Annotated in this window: 27 protein-coding genes and 1 riboswitch; of the genes, 7 read left to right on the forward strand and 20 right to left on the reverse strand. The window is 43.6% G+C overall.

Annotation, left to right across the window (positions count from 1 at the left end):
- The first annotated feature begins 419 nt into the window (after positions 1–419).
- The gene (locus AB6E08_RS17130; RefSeq protein WP_009848258.1) at positions 420–872 is read left to right on the forward strand and encodes an RNA-binding protein; all 453 of its coding nucleotides are present in this window, start codon (positions 420–422) and stop codon (positions 870–872) included.
- Here AB6E08_RS17130 and murI read toward each other — a convergent pair.
- Genes murI through AB6E08_RS17145 form a run of 3 tightly spaced genes read right to left on the reverse strand, consistent with a single transcriptional unit; the run spans position 835 to position 4290 of the window.
- Positions 835–1641: a glutamate racemase gene (gene murI, locus AB6E08_RS17135; RefSeq protein ID WP_029225473.1), complete on the reverse strand. Its 807-nt coding sequence runs from the start codon at positions 1639–1641 to the stop codon at positions 835–837. The genes AB6E08_RS17130 and murI overlap by 38 nt on opposite strands.
- 60 nt (positions 1642–1701) lie before the next feature.
- Entirely contained in the window at positions 1702–2367 is a 666-nt protein-coding gene (locus AB6E08_RS17140) for an ATPase (RefSeq protein WP_009848256.1), read from the reverse strand.
- 48 nt (positions 2368–2415) lie between these two features.
- Complete coding sequence (locus AB6E08_RS17145) at positions 2416–4290, reverse strand: TonB-dependent receptor domain-containing protein (RefSeq protein ID WP_017100862.1); 1875 nt, start codon at positions 4288–4290, stop codon at positions 2416–2418.
- Between the two features lie 39 nt (positions 4291–4329).
- Positions 4330–4533: riboswitch (cobalamin riboswitch) on the reverse strand.
- Between the two features lie 154 nt (positions 4534–4687).
- Between AB6E08_RS17145 and trmA the strand changes: the two genes are divergently transcribed.
- The gene (gene trmA / locus AB6E08_RS17150) at positions 4688–5797 is read left to right on the forward strand and encodes a tRNA (uridine(54)-C5)-methyltransferase TrmA (RefSeq protein ID WP_017100861.1); all 1110 of its coding nucleotides are present in this window, start codon (positions 4688–4690) and stop codon (positions 5795–5797) included.
- A 90-nt stretch (positions 5798–5887) separates the two neighbouring features.
- On the opposite strand, the gene AB6E08_RS17155 is transcribed toward trmA, so the two are convergent.
- Positions 5888–6259 carry a YijD family membrane protein gene (locus AB6E08_RS17155; protein ID WP_004736696.1) on the reverse strand — a complete coding sequence of 124 codons (372 nt, stop codon included), beginning with the start codon at positions 6257–6259 and terminating at the stop codon, positions 5888–5890.
- On the reverse strand, positions 6259–6900 hold the full coding sequence (gene fabR / locus AB6E08_RS17160) for an HTH-type transcriptional repressor FabR (protein WP_010438693.1): 642 nt from the start codon (positions 6898–6900) through the stop codon (positions 6259–6261). Before fabR ends, AB6E08_RS17155 begins: the two co-directional genes overlap by 1 nt.
- A 327-nt stretch (positions 6901–7227) precedes the next feature.
- On the opposite strand from fabR, the gene sthA reads away from it, so the two are divergent.
- Entirely contained in the window at positions 7228–8628 is a 1401-nt protein-coding gene (gene sthA / locus AB6E08_RS17165) for a Si-specific NAD(P)(+) transhydrogenase (RefSeq protein ID WP_009848252.1), read from the forward strand.
- A gap of 106 nt (positions 8629–8734) precedes the next feature.
- Here the strand turns inward: sthA and dinF are convergent, their stop codons facing one another.
- From dinF to AB6E08_RS17185, 4 genes are all read right to left on the reverse strand, one after another.
- On the reverse strand, positions 8735–10090 hold the full coding sequence (gene dinF, locus AB6E08_RS17170) for an MATE family efflux transporter DinF (protein ID WP_032499225.1): 1356 nt from the start codon (positions 10088–10090) through the stop codon (positions 8735–8737).
- Positions 10091–10231: 141 nt separating this feature from the next.
- On the reverse strand, positions 10232–11110 hold the full coding sequence (locus AB6E08_RS17175; protein WP_009848250.1) for a class I SAM-dependent methyltransferase: 879 nt from the start codon (positions 11108–11110) through the stop codon (positions 10232–10234).
- A 97-nt stretch (positions 11111–11207) separates the two neighbouring features.
- Positions 11208–11828, reverse strand: a complete 621-nt coding sequence (gene lexA / locus AB6E08_RS17180) for a transcriptional repressor LexA (RefSeq protein ID WP_009848249.1) — start codon at positions 11826–11828, stop codon at positions 11208–11210.
- Positions 11829–11922: 94 nt separating this feature from the next.
- Positions 11923–12285 (reverse strand): diacylglycerol kinase, encoded by a 363-nt coding sequence (locus tag AB6E08_RS17185; protein WP_029223019.1) that lies wholly within the window; start codon positions 12283–12285, stop codon positions 11923–11925.
- Between the two features lie 219 nt (positions 12286–12504).
- On the opposite strand from AB6E08_RS17185, the gene plsB reads away from it, so the two are divergent.
- The gene (plsB, locus tag AB6E08_RS17190) at positions 12505–14928 is read left to right on the forward strand and encodes a glycerol-3-phosphate 1-O-acyltransferase PlsB (RefSeq protein ID WP_017100859.1); all 2424 of its coding nucleotides are present in this window, start codon (positions 12505–12507) and stop codon (positions 14926–14928) included.
- Between the two features lie 104 nt (positions 14929–15032).
- Here the strand turns inward: plsB and ubiA are convergent, their stop codons facing one another.
- Together ubiA and AB6E08_RS17200 are read right to left on the reverse strand one after the other, a co-directional pair.
- A complete protein-coding gene (ubiA, locus tag AB6E08_RS17195; protein ID WP_009848245.1) occupies positions 15033–15887 on the reverse strand; it encodes a 4-hydroxybenzoate octaprenyltransferase in 855 nt (284 codons plus the stop codon).
- Positions 15888–16430, reverse strand: coding sequence for a chorismate lyase (locus tag AB6E08_RS17200; protein WP_162924288.1), 543 nt, complete (start codon positions 16428–16430; stop codon positions 15888–15890). It lies immediately after the preceding gene.
- 162 nt (positions 16431–16592) lie between these two features.
- Here AB6E08_RS17200 and AB6E08_RS17205 point away from each other — a divergent pair, with 162 nt between their 5' ends.
- A complete protein-coding gene (locus tag AB6E08_RS17205) occupies positions 16593–17000 on the forward strand; it encodes a flagellar basal body-associated protein FliL (protein WP_009848242.1) in 408 nt (135 codons plus the stop codon).
- 87 nt (positions 17001–17087) lie between these two features.
- On the opposite strand, the gene glpG is transcribed toward AB6E08_RS17205, so the two are convergent.
- The 6 genes from glpG to ftsY form a co-directional block, all read right to left on the reverse strand.
- A complete protein-coding gene (gene glpG / locus AB6E08_RS17210; RefSeq protein ID WP_017100858.1) occupies positions 17088–17930 on the reverse strand; it encodes a rhomboid family intramembrane serine protease GlpG in 843 nt (280 codons plus the stop codon).
- A 55-nt stretch (positions 17931–17985) separates the two neighbouring features.
- Entirely contained in the window at positions 17986–18306 is a 321-nt protein-coding gene (gene glpE / locus AB6E08_RS17215) for a thiosulfate sulfurtransferase GlpE (RefSeq protein WP_009848240.1), read from the reverse strand.
- Positions 18307–18747: 441 nt separating this feature from the next.
- Positions 18748–19605 carry an RNA polymerase sigma factor RpoH gene (rpoH, locus tag AB6E08_RS17220; protein WP_029223159.1) on the reverse strand — a complete coding sequence of 286 codons (858 nt, stop codon included), beginning with the start codon at positions 19603–19605 and terminating at the stop codon, positions 18748–18750.
- Between the two features lie 177 nt (positions 19606–19782).
- Positions 19783–20751: a permease-like cell division protein FtsX gene (gene ftsX / locus AB6E08_RS17225; protein ID WP_029223158.1), complete on the reverse strand. Its 969-nt coding sequence runs from the start codon at positions 20749–20751 to the stop codon at positions 19783–19785.
- Positions 20738–21415, reverse strand: a complete 678-nt coding sequence (gene ftsE / locus AB6E08_RS17230; protein ID WP_009848236.1) for a cell division ATP-binding protein FtsE — start codon at positions 21413–21415, stop codon at positions 20738–20740. Before ftsE ends, ftsX begins: the two co-directional genes overlap by 14 nt.
- A 77-nt stretch (positions 21416–21492) precedes the next feature.
- Complete coding sequence (ftsY, locus tag AB6E08_RS17235) at positions 21493–22767, reverse strand: signal recognition particle-docking protein FtsY (protein WP_135445453.1); 1275 nt, start codon at positions 22765–22767, stop codon at positions 21493–21495.
- 230 nt (positions 22768–22997) lie between these two features.
- On the opposite strand from ftsY, the gene rsmD reads away from it, so the two are divergent.
- Positions 22998–23600 carry a 16S rRNA (guanine(966)-N(2))-methyltransferase RsmD gene (gene rsmD, locus AB6E08_RS17240; protein ID WP_017100857.1) on the forward strand — a complete coding sequence of 201 codons (603 nt, stop codon included), beginning with the start codon at positions 22998–23000 and terminating at the stop codon, positions 23598–23600.
- Positions 23601–23610: 10 nt separating this feature from the next.
- Entirely contained in the window at positions 23611–23877 is a 267-nt protein-coding gene (locus AB6E08_RS17245; protein ID WP_009848233.1) for a DUF1145 domain-containing protein, read from the forward strand.
- A 117-nt stretch (positions 23878–23994) separates the two neighbouring features.
- On the opposite strand, the gene AB6E08_RS17250 is transcribed toward AB6E08_RS17245, so the two are convergent.
- The 3 genes from AB6E08_RS17250 to AB6E08_RS17260 form a co-directional block, all read right to left on the reverse strand.
- The gene (locus AB6E08_RS17250; RefSeq protein ID WP_009848232.1) at positions 23995–24579 is read right to left on the reverse strand and encodes a YhgN family NAAT transporter; all 585 of its coding nucleotides are present in this window, start codon (positions 24577–24579) and stop codon (positions 23995–23997) included.
- 205 nt (positions 24580–24784) lie between these two features.
- Positions 24785–25021 (reverse strand): YecH family metal-binding protein, encoded by a 237-nt coding sequence (locus tag AB6E08_RS17255; RefSeq protein ID WP_009848231.1) that lies wholly within the window; start codon positions 25019–25021, stop codon positions 24785–24787.
- Positions 25022–25111: 90 nt separating this feature from the next.
- Positions 25112–25732 carry a lysoplasmalogenase gene (locus AB6E08_RS17260; RefSeq protein ID WP_029223157.1) on the reverse strand — a complete coding sequence of 207 codons (621 nt, stop codon included), beginning with the start codon at positions 25730–25732 and terminating at the stop codon, positions 25112–25114.
- Between the last annotated feature and the right edge of the window lie 978 nt (positions 25733–26710).

Raw genomic sequence — 26710 nt, forward strand, 5'->3', positions numbered from 1 at the left:
TGATATTCATCAACGAGTGCCCACACAGATTGATAGGTTTAAATTGTTAAAGAGCGCTAGCGTTTTGTGACTCACATCTCAGTCGCTAGGGGTGCGTACTATACCTGCACCACTTAGAGAGTCAAGGGTTATTTTCAAACTCTTATTCTCTACCGATTTCGCAGCGTGACTTTCGTCTCACTCCTTGTCGGTGAGGCGGCATTATAGAGAGTTCGATATAGAGCACAAGAGCTTTTTTAAATAAAAGTTTTGTTCGCCTAAAAAGCCACCACATCCGCATTTTTCGAATAAAAACTAAACATTTGAGACGTATCACAGCAATACATTGGCAAAATGGAAGCCATGAACGTAAGATTCATGTGTCTATTTTGTTAATGGTAGATGCGTATATTTCGTTTATTAATATGTAGTATTCCGATATGAACTCAAAAAAATCGATGTTGTTAATTGTCGCGCTAGCTGTATTGGGCGGCATTGTTTTCTCTCAGGTAGATATATCGCCTGCAATTACCTTTATCCTTGGTGTCTTGGCTTCCGCTTTTGTTGTTAATTTTTCAAGCACCAACTCAAAATCAGAGTCAGAACCTAAGGCTTCAACAAAAACACTTTATGTGGGTAACCTGCCATACAAAGCGAATGAATCACATGTACGTGAATTGTTCTCTGAATATGGTGAAGTATTTGCTGTACGTTTAATGAAAGACAAACGTACTGGTAAAAGAAGAGGTTTTGGATTTGTTGTTATGGCAAGTAATGATGTGAATCATGCTATTTCAGAACTTAACGATAAAGATTACATGCAACGTACTTTAAAAGTACGCGTTGCAAACGATCCTAAACATCCAGAAACGGACGAAGCTGAGCTGAGCTAAACCCTAACTGCTTCAGCATACTATTTAGTGCACTTTCTTTTTTAGGAAGTGCACTACAAAAAGCCTCACGCACTCCCCCTTCTTCAGTACTGCTCTCTAAATCCAATAAATCTTGAACCCGCTTAGCAATAGCCTTACCTGAATCAATCAACATCACGTTTTTACCTAGCACTTGCTGAATCTCTGATTTGATCAGTGGGAAATGAGTACACCCTAAAACAGCCACATCAATTGTGTTGATCATTGGTTGAAGGATTTGCTGCAGCTCTTCAAGGTTAATCGCCTCTCCTCGGAGTTTATCTTCGGCCATATCCACCAGCTGAGTAGAACCTAAAAGCTCAACTCTTTTATTACTAGAGAAGTTTTTGATGAGCTCGTGTGTGTATTCACGAGTAATCGTTGCGGGTGTTGCAATAAGACCAACGGCTTTATTGGCAAGTAGCGATGCTGGCTTGATTGCCGGAACAACCCCGACAATAGGGATTGGGTTATTAGCCCTTAGTGTAGGTAACACAATTGTACTTGCTGTATTGCAGGCTATCACCACAATATCAATAGCGTGGCTAGCCACAAAACTGGCGACGATGCTTTGAACTCTGTGGATAAGGACTTGCTGGTCGAGCTCACCGTATGGGTAAGCCTCGTTATCGAATACATAAGTATAGTTATGATTCGGTAGTAAGTGGCTTATCTCTTTATATACGGACAGACCGCCAACTCCAGAATCAAAGATCAATATGTTTTTTTGTATGCTTTCCGACACAACCATTACCTGTAATAAGTTCCGTTGCAATGATACCCCTTCACTTAGTTTTCGCCAATCATCACTCTACATAATGCAGGCTCGGTAGCGTTGATGCACAAAGCGCTCACCCTGATCTACATTTTCCAGCTCTATCTTAAGCCTTCCTTTAAAGCATGGCGCTGACGTTACTAAAGTATGGAACTCACCATCTTCGCCGCATGGGTCGACGTGACTCGGTAAACTGTCGATTAGCTCAAACGTGTATTCTTTCCCGCAATAGCTCATGTCTAATGCATCGGTATCGACCGTGACGAGAAAGGTTTCGATTCCTCTGTCTATTATTTCACTCGCAAGTACCTGACTGCTCTCTCCCATTAGGGGAAACACACACTCCCAACCAGCTGGCTCTATATAACTTCTTCGGTAATCGGCAATGCCATTACAGAACATATCTCCAAACGCGACCGCATCGATTGATAAACTAGAATCTTTAAGTACCGAGACAATCGTACTTTGATAAACCTCATTACTTGGGAAGACTTCCGGTAGCTCAATCATGATTAATGGTAAACCGACCAATCGAGCTTGCATTGCAACTACCTCAATAGGAGTTACCTGGAAAGGAACTTCATCTCCAACATACGTAGTATACAGAGCAACAACTTCATACTCGGTGCTTTCAAGTAGGCGCTCTAACGTTAACGTAGAGTCTTTTCCTGACGACCAACTCATGACGACTTTCTTTTTCATTGATATATCCAATAAGAAAAAACCGCCCGAAGGCGGTTTGCATACCAGTTAGAACTGGTATGAAGCATTTAGGTAGTATGCTTGATCTTGCGTTTCATACTTATCCACCGTTTGGTATTGAGTATTAAACAAGTTTTCAACTTTAGCTCGTAGTTTCCATTGTTCGGTCAACTGGTAAGCTAGTGTAAAGTTCACGAGGCTATACGGTTCAAGTTCCACCGTATTTTTTGCATCGTCATAGCGTTTACCTTGATACTGATAGCTCAAATCACCACGCCAGTCATTGTGTTCATAGCTGACCAACCATTTCGCTGCAAAGTTTGCTCTACGAGACAGCTCTTTATCTTGAATGTCTTCTGGTTGACCATAACCAGCAACATTGATTTTGTTGTTATGGTCTAGGAAGTCTAGCGACACTGAGTGTGAAATCACGCCAGTCTCAAACTGCGAGCTTACTTCAATACCACGTATTGTCGCATCAGAATTCTTTAAAGCTTCACCTTTTGACTGATAACTTACCAAATTAGTAATTTTGTTTGAATAACCTACAACGCGTATATCTGATACGTCAGAGAAGAACTCAAATCCAGCCTCAAAACTCAAAGACTCTTCTGGTTTCAAGTCACTCTTACCATAGCCAGGCCAGAATAAGTCATTGTATGTCGGAGCTCGAAAGGCAGTACCACCAGACGCAATCAAACGCCAATTCTGATTAACAAGATAACCAGTTCCTAGCTGCCATGTCGACTTTCCGCCATAGACTTCGTTGTCATCATGACGAACACTTGCTTCAATTTGCAGACCTGAATTGTCATAGAAAGCCGAAGCGAATACTGCATTATTCTTACGACTAGTACCGTCATATTTCTGGTAACTATTGCTGCTCCAAATTTTGGAATCAGCCACGGTGTCTTTAGTTAGGTCAACGCCTGCATTAAGTACAAAGATCTCAGATAACTGATAAGAGTTCAGCCAGTTAAGAGCATGGCGATCAGTGATTAAGTGGCTACCCGGAACTTGACCGCCTTTATTGTTACTATCGTCGCGGTTAGTTGATACAGACAAAGATGAACGATACTTCTCACCATTATATGCAACAAGCGCTGCGTAGTTGAAAAGAATAGATTCTTGCTCATCAGCTGATAGCTTACCTGTTGAAAAGTCCTTATAACTTTCATATTCAGTCACGCCTTTATGATAGAAGCCCATCACTTTGGCAGACCACTCAGGTGAAAAGTTTGTCCCAACCTCAAGCGTTAAGTCTTGACGGCTATAGCCATCTTCATCAGGTTGAGCCGGGCCAGTGCCTACGACATCAAAACCATCTGACGCTTCAGTGTTTACAGACATATTGATCCAAGAGTTCTGACCAACTTTAGAGCTCACACCAGCTGCGCCTTGGCGATAGTTATCAGTACCAGCGCCAACTTGAACAGTACCAGAGTCAACATCAGCCCCTGATGAAGTAATAATGTTAATTACACCACCTATTGCATCAGCACCATATACCGCAGCACGAGCACCTTTTACTAACTCGATACGTTCAACGCCGCTTAGAGGAATAGCTGAGAAGTTCGCACTACCAGTTGTCGCACTACCAATTCTCACCCCGTTATAGAGGACAATGCTTTGATTCGATGAGGTACCGCGAACAAAGACTGAACTGTTTTGTCCACGTCCGCCATTTTGCGTTACTTGCACACCAGGTAATAATGCTAAAGCTTCCGTTAGAGATTTGATTTGCAGGTTATCAATTTGCTCTTTAGTCACAATATCGACAGTTGCTGTAACTTGACCCACAGACTGCTCAAAACGGTTAGCCGTAACGACCATGGTTTCGTCAGCAGATGCTTCTTGTGCGTGTAAATTGGAGATAGGTGAAAGCAGCGATGCTACAGCAACCGCTAAAAGGGATTTGTTCATGTTGTGATCCTAAATCGCGTAAAGTCCTACCAAACCACATTTTATGGTTTGGCCGCTGGCAGGTATTCGGACTCAAGAGCACAACCTTATGGTTACCTAATATTCGACTTCCCACAAAACGCTATTTGCAGTGTCTTTGAATACTCGTTCTCTCTTACCGCTGCGCGTCAGTTCTGGATTTACACCAGATTCCCTCTTCAGCCATCTATACATCCACATGGCACCAGCTTGCCGGAAATAGTATTGACCTATGAATCATTTGTCTAGTCTAAGATAGTTATAAGCTATAGTTTTCGTCGTCTATTTAGACTGAATGGCTCTCAACACTGGACAAGCGCCTGTGATTGAATAAAATCTGCGCTCTTGATTTAAAAGCACGATAGCAAAAGGCATAACAATGGCGAATTTAGAAGTAAACCCGCAACGCTACCAAGAACAACTGGCAGAAAAGACTGAGCGTCTTACTGAAATGTTCTCAGAATATAATGTGCCTGAGCTGGAAGTGTATGAATCTCCAGAACAACACTACCGTATGCGTGCAGAGTTCCGCGTGTGGCATGAAGGTGACGATATGTATTACGTCATGTTCAATCAAGAAACTAAAGAAAAATACCGTGTCGACCAGTTCCCTGCGGCTAGCCGCCTGATTAACGACCTAATGCCTCTATTAACGGATGCAATGAAGGACAACCACTCTCTGCGCCACAAACTATTCCAAGTAGACTTCCTTTCGACTTTAAGCGGCGAGATTTTGGTGTCACTGCTTTACCACCGCCAATTAGGTGAGCAGTGGATTCAAGAAGCTAAAGCGCTAAAACAACAATTGAACGATGAAGGTTTTAACCTAAATCTGATTGGCCGTGCGCGTAAAATGAAAATCGTACTGGATCGCGACTACGTCATTGAAAAGCTAGATGTGAATGGTGATAGCTACATCTACCAGCAAGTTGAGAACAGCTTTACTCAACCAAACGGCAAAGTAGCAGAGAAAATGTTGGAGTGGGCAGTCGACTGTACTCAAGACAGCAAAGGCGACTTACTTGAACTTTACTGTGGTAACGGTAACTTCTCACTAGCACTGGCACAGAACTTCGAACGTGTACTGGCAACAGAACTGGCGAAGCCGTCAGTAGAATCTGCGCAATACAACATCGCAGCCAACAAGATTGAAAATGTTCAGATCATCCGCATGTCTGCGGAAGATTTTACCGTAGCAATGGAAGGCAAGCGTGAATTCCGTCGTCTACAGCAAGCGAACATCGATCTTAAGAGCTACAACTGCAACACTATCTTTGTTGATCCACCGCGTTCAGGTATGGATGTCGATACTTGTAAGATGGTTCAAGGCTACGAGCGTATCATGTACATCTCTTGTAACCCTGAGACATTGAAAGAGAACCTAGACATTCTAAGCGAAACACACGACATCACCCGTTTTGCTCTATTTGACCAGTTCCCTTACACGCACCATATGGAAGCAGGTGTATTCCTAGAGCGTAAAGCATAAGCCTCGCTCTCTAGGTCGAGGTCAAAGCTAAGCTAAGCAGCAAATACAAAAAACGAGCCAATTGGCTCGTTTTTTTATTTATAGATTGGTTTAAGCGGTTTTACCGATAAAGCCTAGCTTCTTACCTACCCAAGCGAGCAGTAGCATCGCGACGATAATCGCAAAGAAGTTTGACCCGGCATCAGGGTGTTGTGCTTTCACAAAAGCCGAGTGGCCAAATGCACCTACAAAGAAACAAGCTAAACCCACTAACGGAATATCTTCAGATACGGGATTAGTTAGGTATTCTTGGTAAAGCGCTTGTACAGCCAAAACTAAAGCAATCAGTGGGAAGATAGAAAAGCCCACTTCGCTCATTGTTACCCAAGATAACAGTGCATCACCACACACACCTGCTACAACAGCAAGTACGAGTGTCTTTCTTTCAGAACCACGGTTTACAGTATTATTTTCATTCGACATTATTCAATCCCGCCTTTTAATCGGTTACGTTCACGTTCTTTACGATACCAAAAAGCTCCTTTGGCCATCATTCGCAATTGCATGATCAAACGCTCAGCCAATTCATCTCGCTGACGTCGATCTAAATCTAATGCTTCTGCCCCTGAGTTAAAAACCAAGATGACGGAGGCTTCCGCTTGAGTAAAAGCTTCGTCTCTTGTCATTCCTGTTGTGATCAAATATTCGGTTAACTCAGCAGAGAAATGCTGTATCTCACGAGCTACCGCTGCACGAAACTCAAATGAAGTTCCTGAGCGCTCCCGCAATAACAGTCTGAATACGTTTGGGCTGCTTTCAATGAATTCCATAAAGGTTTCAACCGATGTGCGAATCACGCTGCCTTCTTTTACTATGCGTTGCCTAGCTTGACGCATCAACTGACGCAACAATAAGCCACCTTCATCGACCATGGTTAAGCCAAGCTCATCCATGTCTTTGAAATGGCGATAAAAGGAAGTCGGAGCTATTCCAGCCTCACGAGCGACTTCTCTCAAGCTTAGATTAGAAAAACTACGATCGGCACTGAGTTGGCTGAATGCCGCATCGATTAAGCTACGACGAGTCTTTTCTTTTTGCTGTGCGCGAATGCCCATTGGTTTCATACTTTATCAACATCTTCTTTTACAGCCTAAACAGGCATGTCTAATACTCTATTCAATATAACGCGAATCACTTACTTATATAAGGCACTCTGGTTATATAAGACACTAAACACACCTCTTTGTTCACGTATCGAAGTAAATACGTTCAAAGAAAACATTTCAATATCCGCACCGTCATTTGGAGACATACGACATACCAAATATTATTTTTTCAGTAGCATGACGTGATCTCACCGACTCTCTGATGCCCTTTTCATGTACCCAAGAACAGAATCAGTTAAAATCTCGCTAAAGCAATGTTAATCAAATATAACAAGGAAGATATCTATGTCGCACTCCAACCACTTTGATGTAATCGTAATTGGTAGTGGCCCCGGAGGAGAAGGGGCAGCGATGGGATTAACCAAAGCCGGGTTGAACGTTGCTATCATTGAAAAAGAGAGCAGCGTTGGTGGTGGTTGTACCCACTGGGGGACCATTCCTTCCAAAGCACTGCGTCATGCCGTTAGTCGTATTATTGAATTCAACAGTAACCCTCTGTTTTGTCAGAACAATAAAAGTATCCACTCAACATTTTCCAATATTCTGGGGCATGCTAAATCGGTCATCGACAAACAGACTCGCTTGCGCCAAGGTTTCTACGATCGCAACCAATGCACGTTAGTCTTCGGTACTGCACGTTTTATCGATACCCACACGATCTCCGTAATGCAAAGCGACGGTACTGAAGAACACTACAGCGCAGACAAATTTGTTATCGCGACAGGTTCTCGTCCTTATCAGCCAGACAACGTCGACTTCATGCATGAACGTGTCTACGACAGTGATTCGATTCTTTCTCTGAAACACGACCCACAACACATCATCATCTATGGTGCTGGTGTTATCGGCTGTGAATATGCCTCTATATTTCGCGGTTTAGGCGTTAAAACCGATCTCATTAATACTCGCGATCGCCTGTTGTCCTTCTTAGATAACGAAACTTCAGATGCACTTTCTTACCACTTCTGGAACAGTGGTGTTGTTATTCGTAACGATGAGACCTTTGAGAAAATTGAAGGAACAGATGATGGTGTAATCATTCATCTAGAGTCAGGTAAAAAAATGCGTGCCGATTGCCTACTGTATGCCAATGGTCGAACGGGTAATACTGATAAACTGAACCTTGGTGCGGTTGGCTTAGAAGCGGACTCTCGTGGACAAGTATCAGTCAACAGCAACTACCAAACCAGTGTTGAACATGTTTACGCTGTCGGTGATGTGATTGGGTATCCTAGCCTAGCAAGTGCTGCTTATGACCAAGGTCGATTTGTGGCCCAAGCCGTGGTGAAAGGTGAAGCAGAACGACACCTTATCGAAGACATCCCAACAGGTATCTACACCATTCCTGAGATCAGCTCTGTCGGTAAAACCGAGCAAGAGCTTACTGCAGCTAAAGTACCGTATGAAGTGGGACGTTCTTCATTCAAGCACTTAGCTCGCGCTCAAATTGCAGGTAAAGATATTGGTAGCTTGAAGATACTTTTCCATCGTGAAACTAAAGAGATTTTAGGTATCCACGTGTTTGGTGAACGTGCCGCTGAAATCATTCACATTGGTCAGGCGATCATGGAACAAAAAGGTGAAGCCAACACCATCGAATACTTTGTGAATACTACTTTTAACTATCCGACGATGGCCGAGGCGTATCGCGTCGCAGCGCTTAACGGACTTAACCGTTTGTTCTAAACAAAGAACCAACAGGACTATTTGACCACCTGTAGGCCAAATACATAAACAGCAAGCCATGAGCTTGCTGTTTTTATTTTTTGTTCCCTGAACTAAGCTATGCAAGCTAAGCGAGAAACTCTCCTTTCTTCCACTGAGAAACAAATAAAACACCAAGACCAATCCCACGCATCGCCATAAAGCTCAACATTGCTAGCCACAGCGCATGGTTATCAAAACCTGATGCTAAGTAGAAAATTACGAAGAAACTGCAGGTCGCAACAAACATACTGTTACGCATATCTTTGCCTTTGGTTGCGCCCACGAAGATACCGTCCAGCAAGAAGCACCACATTGAAACCAGTGGCATTGCGATCAACCAAGGCAGATACACCTCAGCTTGGCTTTTTACATCTGGGATGGTGGTGATCATATTAATTAGATTAGACCCAGCGATCGCGAACACTATGGTTAGAACCAAACAAATATTGAAGCTCCAGAAAAAGGTACCAATCAACGACTGATTTAATTCATCTTTATCTTTCGCGCCTATCGCTTTACCGACCATCGCTTCCATTGCGTAAGCTAAACCATCCATCCCATAAGAGATGATCATCAAGAAACTCATCAACACTGCATTGGCCGCAACAACATCATCACCAAAGCTTGCACCTTGGAAGGTCATGAAAGTGAAAGTCGCTTGTAGGCATAGTGAACGAAGGAAGATATCGCGATTCAGTTTTACGAAACGACTCAAACCTTGGCTGGTTTTCTTAAGCAGCTCCCATGGCGATGGTAACTGCTTCTTCACCCAGATTCGGTAAACACAAATCAGGCCAAATGTTAAACCCGCATAGTCCGCAATTACCGATGCCAATGCTGCGCCTTCCACTTGCCAGCCGAGGCCAATCACAAATACGATATCTAAAACGATGTTGGTGATATTAGTAATGATCACCATCCACATGGGTGCTTTGGCATTTTGGGTTCCGAGTAACCAACCTAACAGCACAAAGTTAGTCAACGCAGCAGGCGCACTCCATGCTCGGATAGAGAAATATTGCTGACCATAGTGTTTCACTTGGTCACTGGCACTACTCAGAGAGAAAACCGCATCAGCAACAAAGCTATGCAATAGCAAGAAGAAACCAGCAAACCCTAGTGCCATGGTCACGCCTTGCACAAAGACTAAACCAAGTTGCTTGCCATCGTTAGCCCCATAAGATTGCGCGGCCAGTCCCGTCGTCGACATTCGTAAGAAACCGAGCAGCCAAAAGGTCACGCTGATCATTGTGCCACCCAGCGCCACACCACCTAAATACCAAGAATGCTCTAAGTGACCGATAACCGCAGCATCGACTAAGCCCAACAGTGGAACCGTAATATTAGAAAGAACCATCGGGATCGCGAGTAACAGCACTTTTTTGTGCATCGCCTGATTGGATAACGTTTGAAAAATAGTTTGGGGATTAAATAACTTCACGATCACCTCTTAGATTAGAGGCGATAGTTTAACCTAGTGAGTGGGCTTTCACTATGGTGTGGGGAGGCGCTTGCCTTTTATCGATAACGAATAGCTATAACGAGGCAAGTATTCAGATACCTGCCAACAGAACCGCTAGCACTACCACTTAACAAGCACTAACTGCGGCGTTAAACGCTTTTTGACCTGAGAGATTTTACAAAGAAGTCGCTGCCACAATTTCCAACGATTACACTGCTGGTCAAGTGGAGAAAACGCTTTTACCCACTGAGCCCATGGCAGCCAATTAAGGACGCTGTCTATCGGAGAAGATAAGCCATGTGCGTATTTTCCAGAACCGAGCTTTTGCCCCAGTGCACTAGAGCTTTTATCTCCAGCTAACACTAAACACGCATGTGCGTGGGTAAAATAACGGCTCAAAGATTGAATAAAGTTCGCCGTCTGTTGTTCATTGCAATCCAACAGAGCATGTTCACACACCACCATCACCGAAGCTTGTTCTGGAATATTAAGTTCATCCAACCAAGTCAGGTCATCCACCGAGCCACACTCTAGACGATAGCGTTCATTCTTGTGGAACAGGCGTTGTCGCCAAACTAGGTTCTCGGTTACATCTAGCTCAACCCAATGACAGCGGCCGTTATCTAAACGGTAGAAACGGGTATCAAGCCCTGCTCCTACGTTAATAATCCAAGCATCTGGGTTATGAGATAAAAACTGTTGAACTTGAGAGTCACAAAGTTGAGTCAGTGTCGCGTAAAGGAGTTGTTGTTGGTCGAGTTCGCCGGTAAGGCATTCAGGTGCGAGTTGGCAACGCTTGCAGGCTTGTGCTGCAATAGGGTCATAAACAAGACCGTCATCGGCTAGACTTTCGCGGCTGCGAAACCAAAGGTGTTGAACAAGATTGGTCGGTACTTGGAATTCTTGATGTGCTGACCCGAGATCAGAAGAAGCCTTTTGATCATAGGTGTGCGACTTACGAATAAGCGGCTTCATTTGAGGTTTGGTTGGGTTTGGCATCATCATCTTCCTTGTATCTCGACAAAGAAGATGATAATGAATATCAATTACAATAACAAGTTATTGAGAGTAAATATCAATAAGCTGTTTGCACTGACTACATCCAGTCCGTGTTACGAATAATACCAACCGCAAGTCCTTCAATAGACAAGTGTTGGGATTCTAAGTCCACGTGAATTGGAGAAAACTCTTCATTTTCAGCATGTAACAGAACGGTAGAACCTTTGCGCTCTAGGCGTTTTACCGTTACGTCATCGTCGACACGAGCCACGACAACTTGTCCATCACGCACGTCTTGTGTTTTATGCACGGCCAGTAAATCGCCATCCATAATACCGATGTCTTTCATACTTTCGCCATTTACGCGAAGTAAGAAGTCAGCTTGTGGCTTAAACATACCTGGGTCAACTTGGTAGTGCATTTCTACATGCTCTTGAGCCAAAATAGGCTCGCCAGCGGCAACCTGACCGATTAATGGTAAACCTTGCTCTTCGTTCGCTGCATCTTCAAGCAAAATACGAATACCGCGAGACGCACCCGGGATAATCTCAATCGCTTCTTTACGAGCAAGAGCTTTCAAATGTTCTTCTGCAGCATTTGCAGAGCGGAAGCCAAGTTCACGTGCGATTTCTGCACGAGTCGGTGGCATACCGCAATCCTCGATCTTACTTTTGATAAGGTCAAAAACTTGTTGCTGGCGGGGCGTTAACGGCTTCATGATTCACCTGTCTTTTTATACAGTTGACTGTGAGTATATCCAGTAACTGAACAAAAGCAAAGCAATTGGTTGTTTTTAGTTCATTTTTAGCAAATTACAAAAACAAGATCTCTAACCACACGTAACCAGCTAATACTAAACAGATAAAAACGGCAGCTGAGCCAACATCTTTCGCCATCCCAGAAAGCTCATGATGTTCGCTACCGATTCGGTCAACGACCGCTTCAATCGCGGTATTGATCAACTCGACAACCATCACCAACACGACGGCTGAAATCATCAAGATTCGCTCAACTTGGTTTACATCTAAGTAGAACGCCAACGGAATAAGCACTGCGGCCATGAAGACTTCTTGTCGAAATGCAGCCTCGTTTTTAAACGAGCTCGTGATACCTTGCCATGAAAAGCCCGCCGCTTTGACGATACGTTTGAATCCGGTGTTTGATTTTTTGGTCATTTTTAACTCTATACTCAATCAGTCGATGAATGATTTTCCACAAACTTAACGGCAATATGACTATTTCCATTAAAAGGTTAGACCAGTTTCTGGTATTCTTGCATCGATTAAATTTACGCCTAGGCTTATCCCTATTTCACTCATAGGATTTATCCTCTCATTATAGAAATAGAGATACGCTTGAGCACATTGAAATAACTATTGAGGCAGTGAACCTATATGTCTTCTGGACAATCTTTTTCACGTTCATTAATGAAGCTACCTTTATCCCTATTGGTAAAGAGCACATCAATCCCTTCAAACCCTGTAGAGGATTTGAACATTGATTTGAGCAAACCGATTGTATACGCCTTACCGTTTCGCTCAAGTGTAGACATTCTTACATTGCAAAAACATGCACTTGAACTAGGGTTGCCTGATCCGTTGAGCAAACTTGAAATCAATGGCAAATCACTGCAACGCTACGTTTTTATCTCTTCTCGCAAAACTCTACTGCAAGACGATGATTATGTACCAAGCTCATCAATTGAAGTCTTCTCTGAACTGCTTTCACTGCATGCTGAAGACTCTGAGCTCGACGTTCAAGTTATCCCTGCCACCGTATTGTGGGGTCGTAAACCTGGTAAAGAGAATAACCAGAAGCCTTACCTACAAGCAATGAACGGCTTAGAGAAATCGAAAGCTGTATTGCTAGCAGGTCGTGACTGTCTGGTTCGCTTTAGCCCAGTGGTATCTCTACGATACATGGCTAACTCACACGGTACCGACAGCACCATCGCGCATAAACTGGCGCGCGTGGCACGCATTCACTTCTCTCGTCAAAAGCTTGCAGCATCGGGTCCAAACCTACCAAGCCGCCAAGCTCTGTTCGACCGCCTGCTAAAGTCAGAAGCAATCAAAAAGGCGATAGAAGATGAAGCTGAATCAAAAAATATTTCCATAGAGAAAGCGAGCAAAGAAGCTCAAGACATCATGGATGAGATCGCAGCTAACTTCTCTTACTCGCTGATTAAACGCGGTGAGAAGATTCTTGGTTGGTTGTGGAATAAGTTGTACCAAGGCCTGCATATTAGCAACGCTTCAACCGTTCGTAAGCTGGCTCAAGATGGTCACGAGATCGTTTATGTACCTTGTCATCGTAGTCACATGGATTACTTACTGCTTTCTTATGTGCTTTATCATGAAGGCATGGTGCCTCCGCACATCGCAGCAGGTATCAACCTGAACTTCTTCCCTGCCGGTCCTATTTTCCGTCACGGCGGTGCGTTCTTTATTCGTCGTAGCTTCAAAGGCAACAAGTTGTACTCGACTATTTTCCGCGAATACCTAGCGGAATTATTCGCTAAAGGTTACTCGGTAGAATACTTCAGTGAAGGTGGTCGCTCTCGTACAGGTCGTCTATTGCAGGCGAAAACCGGCATGCTAGCGATGACAATCCAAGCCATGCTGCGCGGCATGAACCGTCCGGTGACTTTGGTTCCTGTATACATCGGCTATGAGCACGTAATGGAAGTCGCGACCTACGCGAAAGAACTTCGTGGTAAGCGTAAAGAGAAAGAAAACGCGAGTCTAGTGATTCGTACAATTCGTAAGCTGCGTAACTTTGGTAAAGGCTACGTGAACTTCGGTGAGCCAATTCAGCTTAACCAATATCTGAACGAACATGCTCCTGAGTGGACTAAAGATATCGACCCAATGGGAACCAGCAAACCACAATGGATGAACCCGGTGGTTAATGACTTGGCAACCAAAATGATGACGCACATTAACGATGCGGCAGCGACCAATGCCCTGACTCTTTGTGCAACGGCACTATTGGCTTCAAGACAGCGCGCATTGTCTCGTGACTCTTTGATTTCTCAGATCAACTGCTACCTGTCTTTACTTAAGAATGTGCCTTATTCAGGTACATTCACAGTGCCTAAAGACAGCGCTGAAGACTTAGTAAAACACGCAGAGTCATTGAACAAGTTCTTAATTGAATCAGACACTATGGGCGACATCATTTCGCTTGATCGTCACCAATCGATTCTGATGACCTACTATCGTAATAACATCATTCACTTGTTTGCATTGCCATCATTGATCGCTCAGATGACCATTCGTCAGCACGGTTTATCAATCGACGCTATTCAAGAAAATGTTGCAGCTATCTACCCATTCTTAAAGAAAGAGTTATTTTTAAGCTACGACGAAGATCAGCTTGAAAGCGTGGTTGCGAACATCATTGATGAGCTAGTCGGTCAAGGCATGCTTGTTGTGTCGAACAACCAAGTAACGATCAACCAGTCAAACAGCCAAGCACTGATGCTACTAGGCCGTACGATTTCAGAAACGCTCCAGCGCTACTCAATTGCTCTGAACCTATTGGCAGAGAATCCTGATCTAGATAAGTCAGACCTTGAGCAGAAGAGCCAAGACATCGCACAGCGACTGGGTCGCCTACAAGGTATCAACGCACCGGAGTTCTTCGATAAAGGCGTGTTTGCGTCGATGTTCGCAACTCTGAAACAGCAGCAATATCTGGATAACGATGGTAACTGTGATTTAGAAAAGACTCAGCAATTCGCTAAACTTCTCTACTCAATGCTTTACCCTGAAGTACGTTTGACGATTCAAGAGAGTATCCACCAAGCAGAATAATCTCTTGGTTAGCATTCACTTTAATCACTAGACTGAACACGATCAAAAAAGGCACCCAATGGGTGCCTTTTTCTTTAGCGCTCGTTTACTTGTAAAGTTGATGCTTACCAGAAGGTAATGAACAAGCCTACAGTCACCGCCATTCCAACATAGTTATTGTTCAAGAAGGCTTGGAAGCAAAGGTCTCGATCGCGGTGACGCATCAGATGCTGTTGATACACGAACAAGCTTCCCGAAACTAACAGTGCCCAGTAGAAAGTATCACCGAGTTGGTAGTGCATGCCCAATGCAATCAACATCGCCAGTGTAACTAACTGCAGCGCACCAACCATAAGCTTATCAAAACGACCAAACAGAATAGCCGTCGACTTGATGCCAATCTTCAAGTCATCATCTCGGTCAACCATCGCATATTGCGTGTCGTAGGCTATCGTCCACAACGCATTAATCACGAAGATAAACCACACAATGCTTGGCAGTTCATTGGTTTGCGCCGCCCAAGCCATTGGTATTGCCCAACTGAAAGCCAATCCGAGAAACAACTGTGGAAGGTGTGTAAAACGCTTCATGAAAGGATAAATGAACGCGAGACCAACCCCAATAAAAGAGAGCTTAATAGTCAGCGGGTTCATGGTGAGTACCAACAAAAAAGAAACCACAGCTAACACTAGAAAGAGCACAATGGCTTCCTTGCTGGAAACCAAACCTGAAGGTAATGGACGTTGCTTGGTGCGTTTGACATGACCATCAACTTTACGGTCAGCAAAATCATTAATCACACAGCCAGCCGATCGCATTAACACCACACCGAGTATGAAAACAACCAAGACATCAAAATCAGGCATGCCTTTCGCAGCAATAATCAGCGACCACAAGGTCGGCCAAAGGAGTAACAGAGTACCAATCGGGCGATTCATTCGCGTCAATTGCCAGTACGCCTTCGCTTTGGTGGCAAGCATTTACACACTCTCCTTAGAGTAAATGGGGGATGTTGGTAAAAAAAGTTCGGCCACAAGCATCGGTTTATGATTCATCCATAATCGAGAACGACGCGCGAGTAATCGCTCATCGCCAGCGATAACCCAACCGACTTGAAGCGCATCTCGCTCCACGTTCTCAGCACTGAAAACCGTTAACCCAAGCGGGACATCCCCTTGTTGAGAAAGGTCAGAATGCTGATGATCTTCTAGGGTAATTCGAGGTATTAAGGTTCGACCTAACACCCACGGCTCATCATCACCCTTTAAAATCACTTTACGCAGTAAGCAATCATGTGATGATAAAAGGCGTTCTTCGTCCTGTTGCAGAATTGATCGTTCCACAACTTGATTATGAAGCAACTCAACAGACAGGTGCTTGCAGCACTTGCCCAACTTACGGGAAAGCGATCCTTGTTCCATAAGCCACTCTTTGGTGGTTTCATTAGGAAAATTAAATTTTTCTGTGCTTTGCCAATCTACATTCATTAATGAATTTAGATACAATGATATTGACTGATTCATACTAGTATTCAATAGGTGACTTTACACGTACAATAAAGCTTCAACTTTCGAATAAAATTAAAGCGTCCTTCGAATTGTAAACGTATTTAGATTTAGACCGCTCATTGTAACAAGACTAATGCGTTTCGAATATCGCGAATAAACTAAAGAAAAGTCTCAAATATGCACAAACGTTATGTAGCCCAACTATTTATTGCGATTAATCTACTGTTTTCAGCATCAAGTTTCGCTGAAGAAGAATCGACACCCAAACTAGCCTACTTCACGCTAGAGCCCGATCTCACCACCAATTTTTACACTAAAGGTAAAAAACTGGGCTATATTCAGGTCCGTCTCGACATAATGGTCGCAAATAGTAATGACTTAGAAGCCATTGAGCATCATCAGCCATTGATTCGTGATGCGGTGATTGAATTACTCGGCAAGCAAAATGAAGAGACAATTAAGTCTCTATCCGGTCGTGAAGATTTGAGAAAGTCCTTAGTTGAGCACCTCAATAAGATTTTACTTCCTGAAACAGGTAAAACTCTCATTGCTGACTTATTGTTTACCAAATATCTTTACCAGTAACGATGTAAAAACGAATCCCAATAAAAAAGCGGCTCATCTGGCCGCTTTTTTGTCTCTATCGTTTGGCTACTCACTAGAAAAAATGAGTTAGCTTCTTGCCGAGCTCGGTGCTTTCATCGCATCGATAAAGCCAATAATGACACCAGCGGCTAGGCCAGCTAAATGCGCTGTATTGGCGATCGCCATAAATGGCTGCATGTACCCAAGCACTAACCACACCAACATAAAGCCGACAATCTGTCTTGGGATACCTAAACCAAGTTGTGGCGCCTTCGCACCGACAACCCATAAGTAACCAACCAAAGCATACACAACACCAGACAAACCACCGAAGTTCGCCCCTTCAACCCAATACTGACCAGCACCTGAAAGCGCAGAAGAGACAGCAAAGATCTGAAGTAGCTTGAGGCTGCCTAGTTTCTTCTCAATATCCCCACCTAGCTGCCACCACCACAAAATATTGAATGCGATGTGCATAACAGAGAAATGCAGAACAGCATGGCTCAACCAACGCCACAGCTGCCATTGCTGTCCATCAACCGCTGGGAAATGCAGGGCATTGAAAATAGCTTGGCCAAAACCAATCTGTTGCAGCGCAAAAATCACCACACACACCAACATTAGGCTCAGTGTCACAGGACCTGCTTTTGCTTTGATCATGCCCAAAAAGCTTGGTGTGTGGTAATGGAAATGACTCTTTCTAGACTCAGCCATATCCCAAGACGCCGCTTGATAGCGTTTATGATTGGGTTCAGCAAGAAAACGATTCAGCTCAGCTTCGGTTTCAACCTGAAATTGACCATCAAGAAGCCACAAAGCAAAACGCCCTTCTCCCTCTGAAGACATCTGAATAGGGATCTGACGAGAGGCCATATAATCAATAAATGCTTGAGCAAGACGTGGGTTGTCTAACACCATCAATCTAATCATTGTTACTTCCTATTCATACTATGGAGATGCTTGAAGCGTTTAAGTGATAAAGCTATTAACCCGCAATCACCGGAAGTTCAGCACGATGCCAAGCTTCGAAACCGCCATCAACACTATATACCTCTTCAAAGCCTTGGTTCACTAAATATTGTGCCGCGCCTTGGCTACTAATACCGTGGTAACACATCACTAAGATAGGCTGTTCAAACTCAACCTCATCCATAAACGACACCATTGTATCGTTAGTCAGGTGGTAGGCGGTTTCTGAATGGGCTACCGCAAAAGATTGCGGATCTCGTATATCGACAAGTCGAGCTTCACTTTGTTCAATAAGGGCTTGAGCGCCTTTAACGTCGATATGTTTAAACTGGTCCATGACTTTCTCTTTTTATACTGATTTACTTTGCTGCCATTGTAACCTATCCCAAGGCTAACAATCACACCCACTTAATAAGGTTATCCACCAGCGATCACTTTTACACCATTTGTGGATAAATCTGTGAATTGCGTGAATAAAGTGCCTTTTTAAAAATAGATCCACAACATGTAGTAATGATCCTGATCTAACTGTGGGTTAACTGAAACATATCCCCACTCAAAAAACCCTGTCAAAGCCTTACTACACCCTGCTTTTAGACAGCTGACGAATAAATTCCTCACAGAGTTATCCACAAAATCATTTTGCAAATTTCGATCGCAAAAGTTGAGAAATCGATCCAAAACAAAAAGGCCGAGATCTCTCGATCTCGGCCTTTTCAAAATTAAGCTATTTGCTTGCTACTATGAGAAACCAAATACTATTAAAAATTAAATGCTATTAGAAGTCGCCAACTGCTTGCTTCAATTTCTTCATCGCATTCTTTTCTAACTGGCGGACACGCTCTGCAGAAATGCTATAGGTATCCGCTAAGTCTTGCAGTGTTGCTTTGTTGTCGTCTAACCAACGTGAGCGAACAATGTGTTGACTACGCTCGTCTAAGCTCTTCAATGCGAGACCTAAGCGATTATTAGTATGAGATTCCCAGTTAGCTGCTTCAACCGTCTCAGCAACGTCTGACGCTTTATCTTCTAGGTAATAAACTGGAGCTGTGTAAGCAGAACCACCGTCGTCGTCGTCCATAGGCGCTTCAAACGTCGCGTCTTGTGCCGCTAAACGAGATTCCATTTCTCGAACTTCTGAAGGCTCAACACCCAGTTCACGCGCAACCGTCTCAACTTCACCGTTATTGAACCAACCTAAACGCTTTTTAGACTTACGAAGGTTAAAGAACAATTTACGCTGTGCTTTAGTCGTTGCGATCTTAACGATACGCCAGTTACGCAATACGTATTCATGAATCTCAGCTTTGATCCAATGAACAGCAAAAGAGACTAGACGGACACCAACTTCTGGATTAAAGCGCTTAACAGCCTTCATCAAGCCGATGTTACCTTCTTGGACAAGGTCAGCCATTGGCAGCCCGTAGCCAGAGTAGCCTCTTGCAACGTGCACCACGAATCGTAGGTGTGAAAGGATCAAGCCTTTCGCAGCGTCGATCTCACCTTTGTAATGTAATCGCTCTGCAAGTCCACGTTCCTCGTCAGGCGTCAGCATTGGGTAACTGTTCGCTGAGCGGATATAGCTATCTAAACTATCTTGTGTGACTAAAGCCATTTGATACGCTTGGTTTGCCATTCGGTTCCTCATCAATCTCTGATCTGGAGTAATACATCTATTAAAACCCGACAATCTTGAACCTAAAATGAACAGGTTTCAAGGAGGGGGAAGTAATTATGCATAATCAATTCGTCTATACAAGGCAAAAACTGGTTAAGAACTGCCTATTTTTCGTATAAATATGACTCTATTCACCTAAACTGGTTCAATTTCTTTTAGATGACGCTGTGCAGAAAGCTTCGCAGCTACACTACCAAGCAAGGTTCCGACGATCAAAAGCAATAAAGATTCATCCCAACTCAGGCCAATTAAGCGGAAGTGGCTATCGTACAGCTGAGCCAAGTCATCCACTGCACTGTTCAGTAATACGGTAATCAATGCCGTCATTACCCACGCGCTAATCGAACCTAAAACACCAAACCACATTCCAGCATACAAATATGGTCGAAGAATGTAGCTGTCGGTAGCACCAATCAGCTTCATGGTTTGAATCTCTTCTTTATGCGCCAACACATTAAATCGTAATGTGTTGCCGATAATCAGAAATACTGCGCCCAGCATCAACACAGTTAAGGTAATCACGATGACAGCCGCAAGTGCTTTGATAGCATCCAGTCGAGCTAACCAATCTTCATCTAAACGAACATCGGTGACTAACTCTTGCTTCTTAACCTTGCCTGCCAGTTCTTTAATTAACGTGTCGCTGTGTACGCTTGGCGTAATCACCAACACACCTGGCAATGAATAATCATCTAGGATAGTTAGGGCGTCCTCAAAACCAGAATACTGGCTAAGATCTTCAAGACCTTGCTGCGGAGAAATGTACTCAACCAGATCGACTTGGTCCCAACTTTCGATTTCATCCTTAAGCACCATGACTCTCGGCTCAGGGATACCATCCTCTACATAGGCACTAATTTGTGACGGGCTGGTGACATCTTGCGCCACTTCACCAACGTTCTTGCCCAGTAGGTACAAACAAGCGGGCATAGCTAAAGCCATTGAAATCACCGCAAGCGTCAGCAAGTTACCCAACGGACGCTGCCACATTTGCGAGAACGATGACTTGGCTTGTTTCCAATGAACAACAAAGAAACCGTCGCTTGAAGCTCGGTTTGCTGCTCGATTGGATTGAGGTTTCTTAATGCGCTTATTCGCGGCCATAATCTTCAACCTCACTCAAAAAGCCTTGGTTTAATTCCAGATGACGATATTGAGGACGAGTGTTCACTAACCCGATATCGTGCGTCGCTAGCATGATCGTGACACCCGCACGGTTGAACTCTTCAAACAAGCGTAATACACGACTCGATAGTTCAGGATCTAGATTACCAGTTGGTTCATCCGCTAAAAGCAGAGTTGGACGGTTAACCACAGCGCGAGCAATACCGACCCGTTGTTGTTCACCTCCAGAGAGCTGGCTTGGCAAACAACGGGCTTTATCTAATAAACCGGTTTTGTCCAACGCGGCGCTGACTCGACGTTTAATTTCGTTTTCAGAAATAGATTCTATACGCATAGGCAGAGCGACGTTATCGAAGATCGAGCGATCCATAAGTAGGCGGTGATCTTGAAAGACAATTCCGATGTTACGGCGTAAAAAGGGAATGTCTTTGGCTGGGATACGAGTAATATCGTGATCGTTAAACCAAACACGTCCGTCAGTTGGACGCTCTATCGCGCAGATCAACTTCAGCAAGGTACTTTTACCAGCACCAGAGTGCCCGCCTAAAAATGCCATCTCTCCTCGTTTGAGATGAAAGTCCACTTTTTGGAGCGCTTGTCGTCCGCCTCGATAGGCTTTGCTCACTTGCTGAAATTTGATCACCGAAAATTCCTCTTACGATCACTCATATCAAATTTAAAACGGTAGCAGGTTAAGGATAAACCACTTTGCTACACGCGTTACTCTTCGCGGCTAAATAGTGCTTCAATAAAGTCTTTCGACTCAAATGGACGCAGGTCGTCAATGCCTTCACCCACGCCAATGTAGCGGATTGGAATCTGGAACTGGTCAGCAATTGAGAAAATTACGCCACCTTTCGCCGTACCATCTAGCTTAGTTAGCGTAATGCCCGTTACTGGTGCCACGTCACTAAACAACTTCGCTTGGCTAATCGCATTCTGACCGGTACCTGCATCTAGCGTTAACATGATTTCGTGCGGTGCAGAATCATCGATCTTCTTCATTACACGAACAATCTTGCGTAGCTCTTCCATCAAGTTGCTCTTGTTCTGCAAACGGCCTGCAGTATCTGCAATCACAACATCAACACCACGCGCTTTCGCCGCTTCAATCGCATCGTAGATAACAGACGCGCTATCGGCACCAGTGTGCTGAGCGATAACCGGAACATCATTACGCTGCCCCCAAACCTGAAGTTGTTCAACCGCTGCCGCACGGAAGGTATCACCCGCCGCCAGCATCACTTTCTTGCCTTCACTTTGGAATTGTTTCGCCAGCTTACCGATAGTGGTTGTTTTGCCCACGCCATTCACACCCACCATTAAGATAACATAAGGTGTTTTAGTGGTATCAACAACCAGTGGCTGTTCCACTTGGCTCAAGATTTCTGACATCTCTTCTTTAAGCAGACCATAAAGCGCTTCACCGTCTTTTAGGTCATTACGGGATGCTTTTTCTGTTAGGTTTTCAATGATCTTCACGGTGGTATTCATACCCACGTCGGCGATCAGAAGTTGCTCTTCTAATTCTTCAAACAGGTCTTCATCGATTTGCTTGCCTTTGAACAAACCAAAGAAGCCAGCACCAATGTTTGCTTTAGTACGGCTTAGGCTACGCTTAAGTCGTGCAAAGAAGCTTTCTGTCGGCTTCTCTTGAACTTCTTCAACCTTAGATTGAGAAGCAATCACTTCTTCCTGTTCTGCTTCTGCTTCTGCTTCTGCTTCTGCTTCTGCTTCTGCTGCGACAGGCTGCTGATCTTGTTGAGCCTCTTCAAGCGTTTGCTCTGACTCCGCAAGTTCAGATTCAACAGACTTAGGTTCCGTTGATTTAGCGTCTTCAACTTCAGGTGCGACCTGTTCAGCCTCAACTTGTGATTCAACTTCAGTTTGATCTTCAACGTTTTCTACGTTCGCTTCATTCTGAGTTTTTGGGCTTTGTTCTTCTTCACCAAAACCAAGCCACGATAATAATCCGCGCTTCTTTTTTTCCGTCATCAGAGGAGTTTCCTAGATCTACTAATTAGCTGTATTGACTTAATACACGTCGACTCTTTGCTATTGTTATACAATACAAGCTTGTACAAACGAATAGTAAAGAAAAATGACAAAGCAGTGATAAGTTTGCTTTTAGCTTGATACACTTTGTCATTGTAAATTTATTTAATACTCGAACCCACTTAAATTGGGCTCGGTATAGTATCACTTTATTAGCGGTCAAAAAATCTATGGTAAGACGTCGCCAGCAAAACACATCACAAAAAAAGCCATCCGGAGGCTTTGTTCGAATTATTAGTGGCTCATGGAGAGGTAGAAAGCTGCCTGTTCATGATTTAGAAGGATTACGCCCAACCATTGACCGAGTCAAAGAAACACTCTTTAACTGGGTGGCACAAGATATCCCACATTCGACCTGCTTGGATGTATTCGCCGGTTCTGGTGGTCTAGGTTTTGAAGCCGCTTCTCGCCAAGCAAAAATGGTGACACTGCTCGAAATGAATCAAAAAGCGGCCAAACAGCTTTCTGATAACGCGAAAGAGCTCAAAGCAGACAACATCAATGTAGTCAACACTGATGCTATCTCTTTTCTTAAGAAACCAGGCACTCCTTACGATATGGTCTTTCTTGATCCTCCATTTCGTAAAGGCTTACTCGCAGAAACAGTACAACTGCTTGAGAGCAACGGTTGGCTTGCAGACAACGCCATCATTTACGTCGAGACAGAGAAAGAGCTAAAACTCGAAGCTATGCCAGAAAACTGGGAATTACATCGCGATAAGACCACTGGCCAGTCGAGCTATCGACTGTTCAATCGAATCACTAAAGAATAGGAGTTATTGAATGAAGTTCTTGCTTCCACTAGCAAAAGCAGCCATCGCCTTTGTTTGGTTTATCTTAATAGCCAATATTTTCTACCCATTCCCGGGTAATGCTGCGATTGCGCTTTATATCATGACAGCATTCTTATTCTTCATGCACGGCCTGCAGATGCTGATTTTCATCGGTGCTTTTGGCGATAAGATCGAAATGTCACGTTGGGAGAAGTGGTCAATATTGATTTTCGGCGTCTTTGCCCTACTCGATATCCGACGCAAACACATGATGTAATAAAGCTTAAGCTCAGATATAAAACGCTTAGCGACAGAAAACATCATGACAGAAACAGTTGATACAAAAGCGCCGCTCATTTGAGCGGCGTTTTTTTATTCAGCGATGATACTGATGTTAGCCCATGTAGCCCTTTACACCATCTAGGAACATTTGCGTCGACAGCATAACCAACAACAGGCCCATCAAGCGTTCGATGGCTTTAAGGCCTCTCTCACCTAGTACTCGTAGGAAGAAGCCATTAAACATAAGAATGAAGAAGGTCGCGCCCCAAGCCAGCATCACTGCGCCTGAAAGCTCTAACATGTTGTCAGGATGCTGTGTCGACAAAAGAATCAATGCCGCAATCACTGAAGGGCCAGCAATCATAGGGATCGCCATCGGCACAATAAACGGTTCTTCACCCGCCGCGAGGCCAGTAATACTACCCGCACTTGGGAAAATCATCTTAATCGCGATGATAAACAGAATAATACCGCCAGAGATACTCAAGGTTTCAGGCTGCACATGCAGGAAGTTCATGATGCTTTGACCAGCAAACAAGAACAGCAGCAGGATAATCAGCGCAAACATTAGTTCGCGAACAAGAACAATACGGCGACGCTTCGGATCAATATGCTTAAGGATAGAAAGCACGATTGGTAAGTTGCCAAGCGGATCCATAATAAGAAACAGCATGGTCGCTGCAGATAAAATTTCCATAAGTTTGTCTCGAAAGCGTAAGTGCGCGGAGTATAGCAGCCTCAAGATTGATTTTCGAACACAGTAACAAACTTAGAAATTTACGTTATTGGAAGTGTATTTATGAGAGCCAAACGAGGGAGAAATGGTCGGAGTGGAGCCAAGAATATCGCATCCACTCGCTAATCACAGTTCACTGGCGACAAGAACTGATGGTCATTCAAGATCAGTGATTACAAACACGTTCGCGATTAGTGCAAAGCTTGTCATCAATGATCACGACCTTTTCCATTTTCAGGAAAAATTTCAGCAATCCATCTAAATCCAGACCGTTCAGCTTACACGTATGAAAGCGAGCTTCAGCGCCATAGGTTTGAGCGAGCTCTTGCGTCAATTCTTCACGAGTCAGTGGCTTTTCACTCAGTAGGTTTAAAACGTTGTGTGCGTGGATTTCAGTGGTCATAACTCTATCTCATGTTTAATGAAGTAGACGTAGAGTACCTATTTTCATCTAAGCTGCCTTGATGTAGCTCAGAATTAAGCTAGCTCTACCCTAAATGGTGAGGGAAGCAACGATGAGAGCGTGTGCAAGAAAATAACTGCCCGTTACCCAAAAGTAAGCGCCCTTGATTGGGCTGCGATAGAAATTTAGGGCGTACGCCAATGCGGAAAGCAGCAGCACGCAGCAACCAACAAAACCAACAGCATGTGATAGCTGAGGCTCAAGTAACCAGACTTCACCAGAGGCCCAAGCAAGCTGAATGAGCACAATACCCATGATAACCACTGGAAAAACGAGTTTGTCTAAGCGAGGGAGTAATAGGAAGAAAGCAACGATACATGCAGCTAACAGCAGCGCGAACAACCACCAGACCATTTCTCCTGATAGCTGTAACCAAAATGCTTTGCTGTAACAAAGTTGAGCCAACAGGAAACACACAAAATGCAGAAGACGTTTTTGAGTAACAGTATGAAGCACATCTGCGATCGCGGATATCGCTAACCCAGCGACTACCCAATAGGTAAAATCAACGACAACAGATTGAGTTAGAGCAATAGTCGCCAATAATACAAAGGTAAAGACCTTATACAATAAAGCCTGACCGATATGCCCATGTTTCGTTCCTGTTATTGCTCCAATACCAGACAAGGAAACCGCCAACCAACTCCACATATCATTTGCCCTATTGCTTTTAATCGTCGCCAGTCTAGGCACACGGGTGTTGATGTAAAGCCTCAGCCCTTCAAAATTGGATCTTGATTACGCTTCCACTAAAAAGAGCATCTTTAGATTGAAGTCGTCACAATACCCTCAGCGATAGTGATTATTCCTTTTAAAATAGACTCATTGTTCGGAAAACTCATATAAATTGACGCTAGAGAACCCAAACTTAAATTCCAATCACTTCTATCCTACCAACGCCACAATATGTCGCTATATATTGCAAATACCACATAACTAAAAGTTCAAAATAAAATACACAAACACATTAAAAACAAACACTTAAAATCAAAAAGCAGACTTACATAGAACTTTCCAACACTATACAAACCTAGACTTACAAAGTGCGTAAATTACCTTTATAAAAACCACTTTGTCAGGTTTAGCTAAGCTTCCTGTCAAAAAACCATCACAAAAATCAAACCTAAAACCTATAAAGCTTAATTAAACAAACCTAGACACCACCAAGCCCCATTAATACAGTTTAACAACCTTTAACAATATAAATTACACAAAATGACCATTACAAAACAACAACTTAAAACAAATGAGAACAAAAAAAAATCATAACGAACAAAATAAGAGCTCCCCAAAACACACAGTAAAACATAGCAAAAGTGATAGAAAACCCAATAGTTTTCTATCACTTTTAAAGGCTTCGAAAGTAATTCTTGATCTAAAGCCATAAGTAGTGCTATTCTTTAAAACATAGCGAGAGACAACCAAATTTAGGAGTAGTGTTATGATTTCATCTTCGCAAAGACAAGGACTTGTAATGATCGCGGTAGTTGTAGGTCTAATGACACTACCGATGATGTACTAAGCAAGTTACAGATAAAAAAAGGGACGCCATTAGCGTCCCTTTTTTTGTTCAATGTACCGTCCTAAATATGGTTGACACATTTCCAACATGAAATTGGAGAGTGTCAT

It is taken from the genome of Vibrio sp. 10N.247.310.24 (assembly GCF_041467175.1).
Lineage (GTDB): Bacteria > Pseudomonadota > Gammaproteobacteria > Enterobacterales > Vibrionaceae > Vibrio > Vibrio tasmaniensis_A.

Excerpts from the sequence above, each read along its gene's own strand:
- AB6E08_RS17130 (WP_009848258.1), top strand. The coding sequence starts at position 420 with ATGAACTCAAAAAAATCGATGTTGTTAATTGTCGCGCTAGCTGTATTG.
- murI (WP_029225473.1), bottom strand. The coding sequence starts at position 1,641 with ATGGTTGTGTCGGAAAGCATACAAAAAAACATATTGATCTTTGATTCT.
- AB6E08_RS17140 (WP_009848256.1), bottom strand. The coding sequence starts at position 2,367 with ATGAAAAAGAAAGTCGTCATGAGTTGGTCGTCAGGAAAAGACTCTACG.
- AB6E08_RS17145 (WP_017100862.1), bottom strand. The coding sequence starts at position 4,290 with ATGAACAAATCCCTTTTAGCGGTTGCTGTAGCATCGCTGCTTTCACCT.
- trmA (WP_017100861.1), top strand. The coding sequence starts at position 4,688 with ATGGCGAATTTAGAAGTAAACCCGCAACGCTACCAAGAACAACTGGCA.
- AB6E08_RS17155 (WP_004736696.1), bottom strand. The coding sequence starts at position 6,259 with ATGTCGAATGAAAATAATACTGTAAACCGTGGTTCTGAAAGAAAGACA.
- fabR (WP_010438693.1), bottom strand. The coding sequence starts at position 6,900 with ATGAAACCAATGGGCATTCGCGCACAGCAAAAAGAAAAGACTCGTCGT.
- sthA (WP_009848252.1), top strand. The coding sequence starts at position 7,228 with ATGTCGCACTCCAACCACTTTGATGTAATCGTAATTGGTAGTGGCCCC.
- AB6E08_RS17175 (WP_009848250.1), bottom strand. The coding sequence starts at position 11,110 with ATGCCAAACCCAACCAAACCTCAAATGAAGCCGCTTATTCGTAAGTCG.
- lexA (WP_009848249.1), bottom strand. The coding sequence starts at position 11,828 with ATGAAGCCGTTAACGCCCCGCCAGCAACAAGTTTTTGACCTTATCAAA.
- AB6E08_RS17185 (WP_029223019.1), bottom strand. The coding sequence starts at position 12,285 with ATGACCAAAAAATCAAACACCGGATTCAAACGTATCGTCAAAGCGGCG.
- plsB (WP_017100859.1), top strand. The coding sequence starts at position 12,505 with ATGTCTTCTGGACAATCTTTTTCACGTTCATTAATGAAGCTACCTTTA.
- ubiA (WP_009848245.1), bottom strand. The coding sequence starts at position 15,887 with ATGCTTGCCACCAAAGCGAAGGCGTACTGGCAATTGACGCGAATGAAT.
- AB6E08_RS17200 (WP_162924288.1), bottom strand. The coding sequence starts at position 16,430 with ATGAATCAGTCAATATCATTGTATCTAAATTCATTAATGAATGTAGAT.
- AB6E08_RS17205 (WP_009848242.1), top strand. The coding sequence starts at position 16,593 with ATGCACAAACGTTATGTAGCCCAACTATTTATTGCGATTAATCTACTG.
- glpG (WP_017100858.1), bottom strand. The coding sequence starts at position 17,930 with ATGATTAGATTGATGGTGTTAGACAACCCACGTCTTGCTCAAGCATTT.
- glpE (WP_009848240.1), bottom strand. The coding sequence starts at position 18,306 with ATGGACCAGTTTAAACATATCGACGTTAAAGGCGCTCAAGCCCTTATT.
- rpoH (WP_029223159.1), bottom strand. The coding sequence starts at position 19,605 with ATGGCAAACCAAGCGTATCAAATGGCTTTAGTCACACAAGATAGTTTA.
- ftsX (WP_029223158.1), bottom strand. The coding sequence starts at position 20,751 with ATGGCCGCGAATAAGCGCATTAAGAAACCTCAATCCAATCGAGCAGCA.
- ftsY (WP_135445453.1), bottom strand. The coding sequence starts at position 22,767 with ATGACGGAAAAAAAGAAGCGCGGATTATTATCGTGGCTTGGTTTTGGT.
- rsmD (WP_017100857.1), top strand. The coding sequence starts at position 22,998 with ATGGTAAGACGTCGCCAGCAAAACACATCACAAAAAAAGCCATCCGGA.
- AB6E08_RS17245 (WP_009848233.1), top strand. The coding sequence starts at position 23,611 with ATGAAGTTCTTGCTTCCACTAGCAAAAGCAGCCATCGCCTTTGTTTGG.
- AB6E08_RS17250 (WP_009848232.1), bottom strand. The coding sequence starts at position 24,579 with ATGGAAATTTTATCTGCAGCGACCATGCTGTTTCTTATTATGGATCCG.
- AB6E08_RS17255 (WP_009848231.1), bottom strand. The coding sequence starts at position 25,021 with ATGACCACTGAAATCCACGCACACAACGTTTTAAACCTACTGAGTGAA.
- AB6E08_RS17260 (WP_029223157.1), bottom strand. The coding sequence starts at position 25,732 with ATGTGGAGTTGGTTGGCGGTTTCCTTGTCTGGTATTGGAGCAATAACA.